The organism is Bradyrhizobium sp. 26S5, from assembly GCF_036923295.1.
In the GTDB taxonomy this organism is placed as follows: Bacteria; Pseudomonadota; Alphaproteobacteria; order Rhizobiales; family Xanthobacteraceae; genus Bradyrhizobium; species Bradyrhizobium septentrionale.
The window spans coordinates 2,954,212-2,968,230 of record NZ_CP145948.1; the positions used below are offsets into that span (position 1 = coordinate 2,954,212).

General features: G+C 65.2%; 13 protein-coding genes. 7 read left to right on the forward strand and 6 right to left on the reverse strand.

The window, feature by feature from the left end:
• Positions 1 to 49: 49 nt before the first annotated feature.
• Positions 50 to 1,012 (reverse strand): SMP-30/gluconolactonase/LRE family protein, encoded by a 963-nt coding sequence (locus V5279_RS13700; RefSeq protein WP_338698086.1) that lies wholly within the window; start codon positions 1,010 to 1,012, stop codon positions 50 to 52.
• 113 nt (positions 1,013 to 1,125) lie between these two features.
• Between V5279_RS13700 and V5279_RS13705 the strand changes: the two genes are divergently transcribed.
• Positions 1,126 to 1,947, forward strand: coding sequence for an NAD(P)-dependent oxidoreductase (locus V5279_RS13705; RefSeq protein WP_338698088.1), 822 nt, complete (start codon positions 1,126 to 1,128; stop codon positions 1,945 to 1,947).
• Here the strand turns inward: V5279_RS13705 and V5279_RS13710 are convergent, their stop codons facing one another.
• Positions 1,948 to 2,517, reverse strand: coding sequence for an invasion associated locus B family protein (locus V5279_RS13710; RefSeq protein ID WP_338698091.1), 570 nt, complete (start codon positions 2,515 to 2,517; stop codon positions 1,948 to 1,950).
• 34 nt (positions 2,518 to 2,551) lie between these two features.
• A complete protein-coding gene (locus V5279_RS13715; RefSeq protein WP_338698093.1) occupies positions 2,552 to 3,244 on the reverse strand; it encodes a GntR family transcriptional regulator in 693 nt (230 codons plus the stop codon).
• A 171-nt stretch (positions 3,245 to 3,415) separates the two neighbouring features.
• Here V5279_RS13715 and V5279_RS13720 point away from each other — a divergent pair, with 171 nt between their 5' ends.
• From V5279_RS13720 to V5279_RS13735, 4 genes are all read left to right on the forward strand, one after another.
• On the forward strand, positions 3,416 to 5,119 hold the full coding sequence (locus V5279_RS13720; RefSeq protein ID WP_338698095.1) for an IlvD/Edd family dehydratase: 1,704 nt from the start codon (positions 3,416 to 3,418) through the stop codon (positions 5,117 to 5,119).
• A gap of 164 nt (positions 5,120 to 5,283) precedes the next feature.
• A complete protein-coding gene (locus V5279_RS13725) occupies positions 5,284 to 6,285 on the forward strand; it encodes a TRAP transporter substrate-binding protein (protein ID WP_166307080.1) in 1,002 nt (333 codons plus the stop codon).
• Positions 6,286 to 6,466: 181 nt separating this feature from the next.
• Positions 6,467 to 7,051, forward strand: coding sequence for a TRAP transporter small permease (locus V5279_RS13730; RefSeq protein ID WP_166297864.1), 585 nt, complete (start codon positions 6,467 to 6,469; stop codon positions 7,049 to 7,051).
• Positions 7,048 to 8,382, forward strand: a complete 1,335-nt coding sequence (locus V5279_RS13735) for a TRAP transporter large permease (RefSeq protein ID WP_338698097.1) — start codon at positions 7,048 to 7,050, stop codon at positions 8,380 to 8,382. Before V5279_RS13730 ends, V5279_RS13735 begins: the two co-directional genes overlap by 4 nt.
• A 7-nt stretch (positions 8,383 to 8,389) precedes the next feature.
• On the opposite strand, the gene V5279_RS13740 is transcribed toward V5279_RS13735, so the two are convergent.
• Positions 8,390 to 9,181, reverse strand: coding sequence for an enoyl-CoA hydratase/isomerase family protein (locus tag V5279_RS13740; protein WP_338698099.1), 792 nt, complete (start codon positions 9,179 to 9,181; stop codon positions 8,390 to 8,392).
• 258 nt (positions 9,182 to 9,439) lie between these two features.
• Here V5279_RS13740 and V5279_RS13745 point away from each other — a divergent pair, with 258 nt between their 5' ends.
• A complete protein-coding gene (locus V5279_RS13745; protein WP_166297863.1) occupies positions 9,440 to 10,657 on the forward strand; it encodes an NAD(P)/FAD-dependent oxidoreductase in 1,218 nt (405 codons plus the stop codon).
• 103 nt (positions 10,658 to 10,760) lie between these two features.
• Here V5279_RS13745 and rbsK read toward each other — a convergent pair whose 3' ends face one another.
• Both rbsK and V5279_RS13755 read right to left on the reverse strand, forming a co-directional pair.
• Positions 10,761 to 11,714, reverse strand: coding sequence for a ribokinase (gene rbsK, locus V5279_RS13750; protein ID WP_338698101.1), 954 nt, complete (start codon positions 11,712 to 11,714; stop codon positions 10,761 to 10,763).
• Positions 11,715 to 11,847: 133 nt separating this feature from the next.
• Positions 11,848 to 12,741, reverse strand: a complete 894-nt coding sequence (locus V5279_RS13755; RefSeq protein ID WP_166297861.1) for a sugar kinase — start codon at positions 12,739 to 12,741, stop codon at positions 11,848 to 11,850.
• 334 nt (positions 12,742 to 13,075) lie between these two features.
• On the opposite strand from V5279_RS13755, the gene V5279_RS13760 reads away from it, so the two are divergent.
• The gene (locus tag V5279_RS13760) at positions 13,076 to 13,924 is read left to right on the forward strand and encodes a VOC family protein (RefSeq protein WP_338698103.1); all 849 of its coding nucleotides are present in this window, start codon (positions 13,076 to 13,078) and stop codon (positions 13,922 to 13,924) included.
• Positions 13,925 to 14,019 lie beyond the last annotated feature (95 nt).

A 14,019-nucleotide genomic window follows, 5' to 3' on the forward strand; every position in this document is an offset into this window, starting at 1 on the left:
CCCAGCCTACCAAGCCAAGATCCATCGGGGGCCGGGACGACGAAGAGACTTAACCGCCGAGCGCGCCTTGGGTGTTGACGTAGAGCGCATAGATCGACTGGCTCGCCGCCATGAACAGGCGGTTGCGCTTGACGCCGCCGAAGCAGAGGTTGGCGCAGCGTTCCGGCAGCGCGATGCGGCCGATCATGACGCCGTCGGGCGCGAACACGACGACGCCGTCGAGCTCGGGATCGCCCATGCCCCAGCCGCACCACAGATTGCCGTCGATGTCGCAGCGCATGCCGTCGGGCGTGCCGGGGCCGGCATCGATGAACACGCGCTTGTTAGAGATCGTGTTGCCGTCGGCGGAAACGTCATAGGCCAGGATCTTGCGGTTCGGCTCGCCGCGGGATTCCACGACGTAGAGGATCTTCTCGTCCGGCGAGAAGCACAGCCCGTTCGGGCCGAGCACGCCCTCGGCGACGATCGTCGCCTTGCCGGTTGCGGGATCGAGCCGGTAGACGTTGGGCGCGATCTCGGGCTCGGCCTTGTAGCCCTCGTAATTGCCGAGCAGGCCGAAGATCGGATCGGTGAACCAGATCGCACCGTCGGATTTCACCACGACGTCGTTCGGCGAGTTCAGCCGGTTGCCGCCGAACGAGTCGATCAGCACCGTAATCGATCCGTCATATTCGGTGCGCACCACGCGGCGGCCGCCATGCTCGCAGGTGATGAGACGGCCCTGGCGGTCGCGGGTGTTGCCGTTGGCGAAGTTCGACGGCTTGCGGTAGATGCTGACCGCGCCGGTCTCTTCCTCCCATTTGAGGATGCGCTGGTTCGGGATGTCGCTGCACAACAGATAGCGGCCGTCGCCGAACCACACCGGGCCTTCGGCCCAGCGCAGGCCGGTGGCGATGCGTTCGACGGCGGAGAGTTTCAGCCAGTATTTCTCGAAGCGCGGATCGAGCGCATGGATCGCGGGATCGGGATAGTAGGTCGCGGGACGCCAGCCGGCGGAATGGACATCGGACATTTGCTGTTCTCGTTGTTGTGTTTCGATGGTGTTTCCTTGAGCGCATGGTTTGCTATCATTGTCGGCCTGCGACCGCAATTCGGTCGCGGCGAACAGGAAAAACGAGGGACGGAATGGCACGCATATTGATGACCGGCGCATCCGGTGGAATCGGCACGAGCCTGCGCAGGCTGCTGCCGCCGATCTATCCGGACCTGCTGTTGAGCGACATCAAGCCGCCGGCCGATCTCGGCAACAACGAACAATTCAAGGCGGCCGATCTCGCCGACCTCGCAGAGGTCGAGGCGATCTGCGAGGGCGTCGACGGCATCCTGCATTTCGGCGGCTATTCGGTCGAAGGCCCCTGGGATGCGATCCTGCAGTCCAATATCATCGGCTGCTACAATCTGTTCGAGGCGGCGCGCAAGAAGGACGTCAAGCGGGTGATCTTCGCCTCGTCCAATCACGCGGTCGGCTTCTATCCGCGCCATCACCGCATCGGCACCGACGTCACTGCGCGGCCGGACAGCCGCTACGGGGTGAGCAAGGTGTTCGGCGAAGGCATCGGTGCGCTCTACGCCGACAAGCACGGCATCAAGGTGACCTGCATCCGGATCGGAAATTTCGGCGAGGCGCCGCTCGATCACCGCAGGCTGTCGATCTGGCTCAAGCCGGAAGATCTGGTGCAGCTCTGCCGCATCGGGCTCGAGCATCCCGACATCCATTTCGAGGTGCTTTACGGCGCGTCCTACAATGAGCGCTCGTGGTGGGACAATCACCGCGCTTACGATCTCGGCTATCGCCCGAGCGGTCGTGGTGAAGATTTTCGCGAGCACGCGATGGCCGAGCAGGCCAAGCTGCCGCCGGATCCCGTCGGCGACTATTACCAGGGCGGCGCGTTCTGCAGCATGGAGTTCGACGGCGACAAAAGCAGGGTGATCGACTGGAAGAAGTGATCAGTCCTCGCATTGCGGCAGCTGCTTCACCGCTTCGGTGTGCTCCCGCTGCGGCTCCTTGGAGCCTTGCCCTGACGTCTTGGGCGGGCTCCCGGGCCCGTCGAAAGTCTCGGCGAAATGGGTGAGGGGGAAGTTGAGGCTGATGGTCTGCCCGGTCAGGCTCTTGGCCTCGACGGCGATGGTTTGCGCATGCTTCAGCCGCTCGAGCATCTCGCCGTCGGCTTCGAGCGCGCCGCCGCAGCCGAGCGTGTAGCAATGCGGCCTGGCGATCCGGATCGGCTCGTCCTGATCGATCCGCAGGCTGATCGTTCCTTCCAGCATGGTCCGCGTTCCGACATTCGCGCTGACGATCGCGCGCTTGCTGGTCTGCGGCGAAATGCTGATGCTGCCGCCCGACGGCGAACACTGGCCGCGGGCGGCGGCGCCGACGAAGCAGCTTGCCTGGGTCAGGCAGGTCTTGGTCCAGGGCTCGTAGCTGAGCTGCGTCGCGCGCGGGTCGGCCGCTTCACCGACAGTGCCAAGCGCAAGCAGCGCGGCGAACGATCCAATCAACAAGGCCACATGACGCATCGCCGTCTCCTTCACGAGGAGGCCGGGTATCGCGCTATTGCGGCTTTTTGTCGTTGGAGATGCGGACGAGATAGTCCGCCTTGCTGTACTGCATGTGATCGACGCAGAGCTGCGCCAGCGCCCAGCTGTCGCGGCCCTTCAGCAGCTCGATCATCAATTCGTGCTGGCGGCGCGACAGCGCAAGGCCCTCGCTGTCGGCAAGATTCTTCGCGCGCATCGGCAGCGTCAGGTTCATGTAGTCCTGCAATGAGCGCACGAGGTAGGGATTGCCGCAAGCGGAGAACAGGGCGAGGTGGAACGCATCGTTGGTCTCATGGATGCCGCGCATGTCCTGCGCGTCGGCCTTGATGCAGTAGTGCCGTTGCAGCTCGCTCAATTGGTCGATCAGGTCTTCCGGTGCGGGCAGCGCGATCATCAGCGCGGCCTGGCGCGTCAGCATCTCGCGTACCTGGTAGATCTGCCGGACTTCTTCGGCCGAATAGAACCGCACCGTGGCGCCGACATTCTTCTCGCGCAGCACGATGCCCTGGCGCTCGAGCTGGAACAGCGCCTGGCGGACGAAATGCCGGCTCGCGCCGTAGCGCTGCATCAGGGTATCCTCGACCAGCCGCAGGCCGGGCGCGAAGCGGCCGAAGATGATGTCCTCCTCCAGCCGGCGGATCACTTCCGCCTGCTCCTCCTCGCGCGAGGGGGCCTGGATTTCGGGCAACGTGGGCTGGGCTTTCATGTGCTCTGGGCTTCGGATCGATGCCTGAGGTCAGCATGGCGGAATGGTTATTGTCAATAATGGGGGTAATTTTGCCGCAGAGCAGCTACGCCGTCGCGCCGGATTATCTCATATTGACAATAATTCCCACCGCTCCTTAAGTGCGGGCGAACAACCACGGGACACAAGAAAATGGCCGACGGACTTCGCAAGGGACTGACAAGCTATGGTGACGCCGGCTTCTCGCTGTTCCTGCGCAAGGCCTTCATCAAGGCGATGGGCTACTCGGACGATGCGCTCAACCGCCCGATCGTCGGCATCACCAACACCTACAGCGACTACAATCCCTGCCACGGCAACGTGCCGCAGATCATCGAGGCCGTGAAACGCGGCGTGATGCTGTCGGGCGCGATGCCGTTCGTGTTCCCGACCATCTCGATCGCCGAGAGCTTTGCGCATCCGACCTCGATGTATCTGCGCAATCTGATGGCGATGGACACCGAGGAGATGATCCGCGCCCAGCCGATGGATGCGGTGATCGTGATCGGCGGCTGCGACAAGACCTTGCCGGCGCAGCTCATGGCCGCCATCAGCGCTGATCTGCCGACGGTGGTGATTCCGGTCGGGCCGATGGTGGTCGGCCATCACAAGGGCGAGGTGCTCGGCGCCTGCACCGACTGCCGCAGGCTGTGGGGCAAATATCGCGCCGGCGAGATCGACGATGCCGAGATCGAGGCGGTGAACGGCCGTCTCGCGCCGTCGGTCGGCACCTGCATGGTGATGGGCACCGCTTCCACCATGGCCTGCATCACCGAGGCGCTCGGCCTGTCGCTGCCGATGAGCGCGACGATCCCGGCACCGCATGCCGAACGCTTCCGCTCCGCCGAAGCCAGCGGCCGCGTCGCCGCCGAAATGGCGAAGACCAAAGGACCGAAGCCGAGCGAGATCCTGACGCCGTCGTCGTTGCGCAACGCCCAGGTCGTCATGCAGGCGATCGGGGGCTCGACCAACGGGCTGATTCACCTCACCGCGATTGCCAACCGCTCGCCCTACAAGATCGACCTCGAGGCGTTCGACAGGCTCGGCCGCGAAGTGCCCGTGCTGGTCGACCTCAAGCCGTCGGGCGAGCACTACATGGAGCATTTCCATCACGCCGGCGGGGTGCCGAAGCTGATGGCGCAGCTCGGCGACCTCATCGACCTCGACGCCAGGACCATCACCGGCCAGACCTTGCGTGAGGTCGTCGCCGGCGCGGAAGAGGTCCCGGGGCAGGATGCGATCCGCTCCAAGGCGAACCCGATCAAGGCCGAAGGCGCGATGGCGATCCTGCACGGCAATCTCGCGCCGCGTGGCGCCGTGATCAAGCAGTCCGCGGCAAGCCCAAAGCTGCTGCAGCACACCGGTCGCGCCGTGGTGTTCGAGTCGGTCGAGGATATGACGCTGCGGGTCGACGATCCCGCGCTCGATGTGACCGCCGACGACGTGCTGGTGTTGCGCAATGCCGGCCCGAAGGGCGCCCCGGGCATGCCCGAGGCGGGCTACCTGCCGATCCCGAAGAAGCTCGCGCGCGCCGGCGTGAAGGACATGGTGCGCATCTCCGATGCGCGGATGAGCGGCACCGCGTTCGGCACCATCGTGCTGCACATCACGCCGGAGTCCGCCGTCGGCGGCCCGCTTGGCCTGGTGCGCAACGGCGACATGATCCGGCTCGACGTTGCCAAGCGCAGCATCGATCTCCTGGTCGACGAAGCCGAGCTGCAGAAGCGTCGCACGGCGCAGGCGCCGGCCGGCACGCCAGATTGGGCCAAGCGCGGCTACGCACATCTGTTCAATGAAACGATCCTGCAGGCCGACGAAGGCTGCGATTTCGACTTCATGCGCGCCAAGGGGAAGTAGCCGGCAAATAGCTGGCGTTGTTCGTCACAGCGGCCGTATTGTCGATAATTCCGGCGATGCGGCGCTCAATGGCGCCGGAAGCTGCCTGATTTCTCCTGTTTTATTGACAATCCCGCGGGACTGGTGGGATGATCGCGTCAATCAAGAACAGGGGGAACGTCACGATGGGCTATCCAGCCAGGATCGTCGGGATCGCCATGGCCGCGGCAGCGTTGCTGCTGCCGGCAAGCGCGGGCGCGCAGGAGGTCAAGCACTTCCGCTTCGCCTATGACCAGCCGCGCAACACCGGCTATTCGGTCGCCGGCGATCTGTTCGCCGACAAGCTCAAGGAATTGAGCAAGGGGACGCTGATCGTCGATCAATATCCCGGCGCGCAGCTCGGCCAGGAGCCGCAGCTGCTGCAACTCGTGAAATCAGGCGACATCGAGTTTGCCATCATCTCCTCCGCCAACACCGCGACGATCTCGCCGCAGGCCGGCGTGATGTCGCTGCACTTCCTGTTCCGCAACGACGCCCATGTGATCAAGGCGCTGGCGGACCCGCAGGTGTTCGACGCCATCAGGACGATGATCGATGAGACCGCCCAGGGCCTGCATGTGATCGGCACCGGCTCGCAGGGCGTGCGGCACATCTACAGCAAGAAGGAAATCCACAACGTCGGCGACCTCAAGGGCATGAAAGTCCGGGTGCAGGCCACCGCGACCGAGGACACCATGTTCCCGGCCTATGGCGCGCAGACCGTGCACATGCCGTTCGGCAGCGTCTATACCTCGCTGCAAACCGGCGTGGTCGAGGCCGCCGAGAACAGCATCAACGTCTATCTCGTCAACAAGCACTATGAGGTCGCGCCCGTGCTGTCGATCACCGAGCACGAGGCCAACAATGCCCTGCTGTTCGTCTCCGACAAGCTCTGGCAGAGCCTCTCCGCCGAGCAGAAGCAGTGGGTGCAGGCCGCTGCGAACGAGGTGAGTGCGAAGGAGCCGCAGAAGGCCTTCGAGCTGGAACGCAACGCGCTGACCAAGCTGAAATCGTTCGGCGTCAAGGTGGTCGAGGACGTGGACAAGAAGGGCTTCACCGCGATCGCCGATCCCTATCTCGACAAGCTCGCCAAGGAGCTCGGCCCGCATGCGGAGAAGATCAAGAATCTGATCCGCGCGATCAACTAGACAAGCGTCGTCCCGGCCTAGTGCGCAATTGCGCACGGGGGCCGGGACCCATACGCCGCGGCCTTTCAGTTGAACGACTAAGGTCGCCGACTTTCTGCACGCAACTCGAGCCGGGGGTTATGGGTCCCGGCCCCCCGTGCGCAATTGCGCACTAGGCCGGGACGACGAGGAATTTCGAGCCATGGCGATTGCCGACCGACTGGTGCTGCAACGGCAGCGGCATCTGAAATGGCGGGCGCTGGATCGGCTCGAGCTGATCCTGATGATGCTGTGCGGCCTGTTGTGCTTCGGCTTCTCGCTCTCGGTGACCGCCGATATCGTTACCCGCACCATCGGTCACCCCTGGCTGTGGCTGCAGGAGGTGACCTCGACGCTGTTCATCTATGCGATCTTCATCGGTGCCGCGGTCGCGACAAGGCGCAACGATCATCTGTATCTGACGGCGATCTCGGAGGCGATGCACGGGACGCCGCGGCTGATTGTCGAGATCGTCATCCGCCTTGTCGTTCTGGGCGTCGCCTTCTGCCTGGTCTGGTATGGGTACCAGAACTACCTCCGCGGCTTCGGCAGTTTCCGGCTGCCGTCGGGCACGCCGATCGCGTCGCTCTATGCGGTGATCCCGCTCTCCGGCATCCTGATCGGCCTGTTCACGATCGAGCAGCTCGTCAACGGCGTCCGCAACGGCTTCGATCATCCGGAACCGCCCGATGACGACCTTCCGATTCCGGCGATCAACACCGGCGCGACCACGGGAGCGCAGCCGTGAGCGCACCGGTCGTGCTTGTGCTGATGTCGTCCTGCTTCCTGTGCTATCTCGGCGTGCCGGTGCCGTTCTCGCTGATGGCCGGCGTGTTCGTCGGCGCGCTGCTGTCTGACGTCTCGCTGGCGGCGATCATCCAGAAGATCTTCGACGGCGTCGATTCCGAGGCGCTGCTTGCGATCCCGTTCTTCCTTTTGGTCGGCGAGCTCATGAGTTCGGCCAACGTCGTGGTCCGCATCGCCAACCTGTCGGTCTCGCTGGTCGGCCACATCAGGGGCGGGCTGTCGCAGGTCGTCGTCGTCTTCAGCATGTTCTTCTCGGAGATGTCCGGTTCGACCACCGCTGACGTCGCGGTGATGAGCCGGGCGCTGGGCGGGCCGATGAAGCGGGAAGGCTACGAGCCGGCGTTCATCGCCGCGATCATCGCCTCGGCGTCGACCATCGCGGCGCTGGTGCCGCCGAGCATCACGGCGGTGGTCTATGGCGCGGTCGGCAATGTCTCGATCGCCGGCCTGTTCATGGCGGGCGTGGTGCCGGGGCTGATGATCGGCTTCGGGTTGATGATCTATTGCTATTTCTTCGGACCCTCGGGCCTGCGCAAGCCGCGCGCGCCGCTGCGCCAGATCGCGTTCGCCGCCGGCGACGCCGCGCTGCCGTTGATGATCCCGGTGATCCTGCTGGGCGGCATCCTGACCGGCTGGTTCACGCCGACCGAGGCCGGCGTGGTCGCGGTCGTCTACATCATCGTGGTCGTGATCCCGGCGCTGAACCGCGGGCACTTGAAGAAGATCCCATATGACTTCTGCCTCGCCGGCCTGATCTTCTCGCTGCCGCTGATCACGATCGGGGCGGCGAACGCATTTGGCTGGATGCTGGCCTATCTCCGCGGCGCGATCTACATCGCTGACTGGATTACTTCCATCGCCGGCAACGATCCGCACCTCATCATGCTCTTGATGGTGCTGCTGTTCACCGTGGTCGGCGACTTCATCGAGCCGGTGCCGACCATCATCATCTTCATGCCGCTGGTCAACGCGCTGACGCAGGCCGGCGACATCAACGGCGTGCACATGGGCGTGGTGCTGATCGCAACCCTCGCCTTCGGCCTGATCACGCCGCCCTATGGGCTCGTGCTGCTGATGGCCTCGAAATTCGTCGGCATCAGCTTCGCAAAAGCGCTGCGGGCGGCGCTGCCGATCTACGTCGTGTTCCTGGTGACGATCTGCTTCACGATCTATTTCCCGAAGGTCGTGCTGTGGCTGCCCAAGCAGGTGATCCCGGAATCGGTCGGCTGCTTCAAGGCACCCGGCGGCACCGGCTACATCTGCCCGAACTAACCAACCTCTATTTCGATTTGCTGGTGAACCTCTTCACCGCGATGCGGAATTCGTCCGTGTTCATGCAGCCGATGATCGCGTCGCGCTCGGCGTCGAGTTGCGCCTCGATCGGCGTGGTCGGCGCCTGATGGACCAGCGCCTTGGTGGCGGCGAGCCCGGCCGGGGCGTTCTGCGCCAGCCGCAGCGCGAATTCGCGGGTCGCGGCCTTCAGCTCGGCCGCCGGCACCACCTTGGCGACGAGACCCCATTGCTGGGCCTGCTGCGCGGTAAAGCCGTCCTCGGCCAGGAAGATCTGCAGCGCGCGGCGCGGGCCGACGCTGGCGGCGAGGCCGACGGTGCCGCCGCCGTCGGGCGACACGCCGATCTTGGCGTAAGCCGGCGTGAAGCGGGCGTCCTCGGCGGCGATGCAGAGATCGGCGACGAAGGCCAGTGACAGGCCGGCGCCGGCCGCCGAGCCGTGCACGCTCGCCAGCACCAGCTTCGGCATCCGCCGCAGCGCGGTGATGAAGGCGTGGTAATGCGCGAGCATCTCGCCGACCACCGGGGCGATATTGTTGGCTTCGGCCGCGGCGCCGATGGTCTGCAAATCGCCGCCGGCGCAGAAGGCCCGGCCTTCGCCCTCGATGACCAGCACGCGGACGTCCTTGTTGGCCTCGACCTCGGCGCCGAGCTGTTCGAGCTTTTTGGCAATCGCCATGTCGATCGCATTGAACGCGGCCGGCCGGTTCAGCGTGATGGTTGCGATGGCGCCGTTGATCTGGAGCAGGGCGGGGTCGTTGGGGGAGGTGGGTTCTGGCATATTGAAGACCTTGGGCTTGTTGTTCCCGGCATTTAAGGCCCTGCCGGGAGAGGTGGCAATCCATCCCCTGGCGCGAGGAACGTTTCTGCGCCCCGGATTCGCCCAGAGACCCCCTTGCATCGGCGCGAGCCATGAGGCCAAATAGCGCCGCCTTCGGTACGCAGACACGAGCGCTGTGGGGACGGAGGCAAGCAAGCTAACATCGACAAGAGGAAACGGCATGGGTCACTCCTGCTCGCTCGCATTTGGGTTGTTCCGATGACAGGTGGGGTCATCATCGTCGGCGCCGGACATGCCGGCTTCCAGCTCGCGGCGTCACTGCGCCAGGCCGGATTTTCCGAGCGCATCGCGCTGATCAATGACGAAGGCCATTTGCCGTATCAGCGGCCGCCTTTGTCGAAGGCTTACCTGAAGGGGACCGGCGGGCCGGAGACCCTGATGTTCCGGCCCGAGAAGTTCTACCAGGACAACAAGATCGAGCTGATCACTGATCGGGCGCACGCGATCGACCGCCATGCGCGGAAAGTGGCGCTCGGCTCCGGCGCATCGCTCGACTACAGCCATCTGGTGTTCGCGACCGGCGCGCGGAACCGGCTGCTCGATATCCCCAACGCGAAGCTCGACGCGGTCCGCTACCTGCGCATCCTCGACGAGAGCGAGGCGCTGCGCCATTTGATCGCACCCGGCATGCGCGTCGTCGTGATCGGCGCCGGCTTCATCGGGCTCGAATTCGCGGCGACCGCGCGTGGCAAGGGCCTCGAGGTCGACGTGGTCGAGCTCGCCTCCCGGGTGATGGCGCGGGCGGTCACCGCGGAGATCTCCGAGTTCTCGCAGTCCCGCCACAGCGCGGCCGGCATCCGAATTCATCTCGGCGTGCAGGTCACGGCGATCGAGGCCGACGGCGCCAAGGTCACCGGCGTCAGCCTGAGCAACGGCACGCATATCCCGGCCGATCTCGTCGTGGTCGGCGTCGGCGTGCTGCCGAATGTCGAGCTTGCGGGCGAGGCCGGGCTGCCGGTCGCATCCGGCATTATCGTCGATGAGCATCTGTCGACCGCCGATCCGAATGTCTCCGCGATCGGCGATTGCGCGCTCTACACCAGCAAGCGCTTCGGCGGATCGCTGCGGCTGGAGTCGGTGCAGAATGCGACCGATCACGCGCGCTGCGTGGCGGCGCGGCTGACCGGCAAGACCGAGGTCTATGACGGGCTGCCGTGGTTCTGGAGCGACCAGGGCCCCGACAAGCTGCAGATGGCGGGCCTCACCACCGGCTACGATCGCGTCGTGCTGCGTGGCGACCGCGCGCAGGGGGCGTTCTCGGCGTTCTGCTATCGCGGCGACAGGCTGCTCGGCATCGAGTCGGTCAATCGCGCCGGCGATCACATGTTCGGCCGCAGGCTGCTCGGCGCCGGCGGTTCGATCACGCCGGAGCAGGCGGCGGACCCGGGTTTTGATCTCAAGGGTGCGCTGGCGTGACGAACAGATTCGTCGTCCCGGCGAAGGCCGGGACCCATTACCTCAAATCTCAATTGTTGCGCGACGCTGGGGCGACGATCCCGTTCATCACTGAATGCGGTGGTTATGGGTCCCGGTTCCGTGCGCAATCGCGCACTCGGCCGGGACGACGTGTGGAAAGAGCGTCCTCCACTTCCCGTGCCGTCGGCATCGACGGCGCGGCCCCCATCCGTTGCACGCAAATCGAGGCGGCGGCGTTGGCGTAGGCCAGCGCGTCGCCGAGCGGCTTGCCGATGGCGAGCTGGGAGGCGAGGGCACCGACGAAGCAGTCGCCGGCGCCTGTGGTGTCGACGGCCTTGACCTCGCGCCCCGGCACCAGCAGCGGTTGGTCCTCGACCAGCGCCAGCACGCCGCGCTTGCCGAGCGTGACGCAGACGATCTTGCCATGCCCCAGGGTCCGCGCCGCCTCGGAGAAGCGCTCCGGCGCGTCGTTGTCCCGCAGCTCCGTTCCGGTCAGGAAGCCAAGCTCGGTCTCGTTGAGAACAAGGATGTCGACGAGATCGAGCAGCGCCCTGTCGGCCTGTTTCGCCGGGGCCGGATTGAGGATCGTGGTGGCGCCGGCGGCTCGGGCGCGCCTGAAGAACGCCGTGATCGTCGGCAGCGGGATCTCGAACTGGCTGACCGCGACGTTACCCTTGGCAAGTACGGGTGCCGCGACATCGTCGGCATCGACCAGCCCGTTGGCGCCCGGAACGACGACGATCATGTTGTCGGCATTGGCAAGCGTGATGATCGCCGTGCCCGAATGCGTGCCGGCCGTGTCCTTGACCAAGCTGAGATCGACGCCTTGCGCGGCAAGGAAGGTTCGCAGCTCCTTCCCGAACGCATCGGTGCCGAGCCGGCCGATCAGCGTGGTCGGTATGCCCTGCTTGGCCGATGCCACGGCCTGGTTGGCGCCCTTGCCGCCGGGAAAATAAAGTACGGCCTCGCCGGCGACGGTTTCGCCGACCCGCGGATGGCGCTCGGCGGTCGCCACCACGTCCATGTTGATGCTGCCGGCGACGAAGACCCGCCCCATGGCCTAACCTCGCCAACGCGCGATGATCGCGCTTTGGCTCCCTTGTTTGCGCATGATCTCCGCGCCAACGCGTTCCGCGTTTGTCGCGAGGAAAAACCACTTCACACTTTTCCGGATCATGCGATCGGCCCGGTCAGGCCTCGGTGCGAAACTCCTGCTTGACCGCCGCGATATCGGCGAGCGTCGGCAGGCCGGCCTCGTTGCCGAGCTTCTGGATCTTGAAGGTCGAAGCGGCGCGCGCGAACTTGAAATGCTCATGCCAGCCTTTGCTCGGGTTCGAAAGGTAAGAGTAGATGTAGGCGCCGTGGAAAACGTCGCCCGCGCCGTTGGTGTCGATCACCCGCTCGCGCGGGATCGGAAACGCCGGCAGCGTGCGCACCGTGCCCGCCTCGTCATACCAGAGCAGGCCGCGCTCGCCCATGGTGATGCCGCCGACCCGGCAGCCGCGGCTCTTCAGATACTCGAGCATCTGCTCCGGTGTCTTGTCCATCTGCTCACACAGCCGCTCGGCGACGATCGCAACGTCGATGAACTCGAGCAGCTCATGGGTGTTGGTGCGCAGGCCGCCGCCGTCGAGCGAGGTCATGATGCCGTCCTCGCGGCAGAGCCTTGCGTAGTGGATCGCGGCGTCCGGCTGATGGCCGTCGATATGCAGCGCGCGGCAGCCCTTGATGTTCAGCAGCGGAAAGGGATGGATGTGCTGGTCGTCGCGGCAGCGGACAATTGCGCGCTTGCCGTCGTTGGGCATGATGAAGGACAACGAGGAGGAGTTGACCTTACGGGGATGGAACGAGATGCCGTACCTGTCGGCCATGTCCCAGAACATCCGCCCCAGCCAGTCATTGGCCATGGTGGCGATCAGGTCCGGCTGGATGCCGAGCTTGGCGCAGCAGAACGCCGCGGTCACCGCGTTGCCGCCGAACGACACCGCATAGGCGTCGGCGACGTGTTTTTCGTCGCCAACGGGCATGTGGTCGGTGATGAAGGTGACGTCGATATAGGTCTGTCCGATGAAGAGAGCCTGCATTCGCTTTCCGTCGTGGCTTGCTGTGGTCCCGGCCACCATCCAGACTAGAGCATTTTCGGTTCTGATTGAAATCAGAACCGAAGCTCTAGATTCAGGCATTTGCGCGTTTTCTTCACGCGAACCGGTGTCCACTTCGCTCGAAAACGTTTTGGCACCGCTGGTCGGCCGGTATCACTGAAATTATTCGCATCCCTGCTTGGTTTGCGGGTAGAGATGTGGCGGGCGAGCGGATCGAGGGCCGCTCTGGCATGCGGCATAACGGCCGGCCGCGGTCCACGGTTCCTGGTTGCACAGGGGAGAGCACAATGACGGCAGATTCGGGGAGGCCGCTTCCATGATCACCGGCCTCGATCACGTCGTCGTCCTGACCGGCGACATCACCTCGGCCAGCGCCGCCTATCAGACGCTGTTCGCGCGGGCGCCGGCCTGGCGCAACAGCGGCGACGGCGCGGACCGCGTGCTGTTCACGCTCGACAACACCACGCTGGAATTGATGGCGCCGCGTGGCGATGATGCCGCCGCGCAGCGTGTCCGCGGCGCGCTCGTGACCCAGGGCGAGGGGCTCGCGAGCCTCTGCTTCCGCACCAGCGATATCGCGAAAACACACCGTCGGCTGGAGCGGCTGACGCTGAAGCCCGAGCCGATCGCCGAGGTCGAGAGCCGCGACGAGACCACCGGCGCCACGCTGTCGTGGAAGCGGACGCGCGCTGCGACCGATACGGCGCGGGGCGTGCGTATGTTCTTCCTGGAACGCCAGCAGGAGCGGCCGCTGTCGGTGCGCACCACGCCCGGCTCGATCACCGCGATGGATCATGTGGTGGTCTCGACCGCCGATCCCGAGCGCGCCGCCGCGCTCTATGGCGCGCGGCTCGGGCTCGACATGGCGCTTGACCGGTCGCATCCCGAATGGGGCCGGCTGATGTTCTTCCGCTGCGGTGACCTCGTGGTCGAGGTCACGCACCGGCCGGGCAAAGCGGAGGCGGACGCGCCGGACCGGCTGCGCGGCATCTGCTGGCGCGTTACCGACATCGATGCCACCCGTGCGCGACTGATTGCCGCTGGCGTCGACGTCTCCGAGATTCGCACCGGCCGCAAGCCGGGCACGCGCGTGATGACGGTGCGCAACGGCACGTGCGGCGTGCCGACGCTTCTGGTGCAGCCTTCGCAGGGAAAACCAGACTAGGTCGGATTTCATCCGCGCGTCGTCCCGGCAACGTGCGCGGCGGGCAAATGAATTTCATTTGTCATTCCGGGGCGTGCGCAGCACGAACCCGGAAT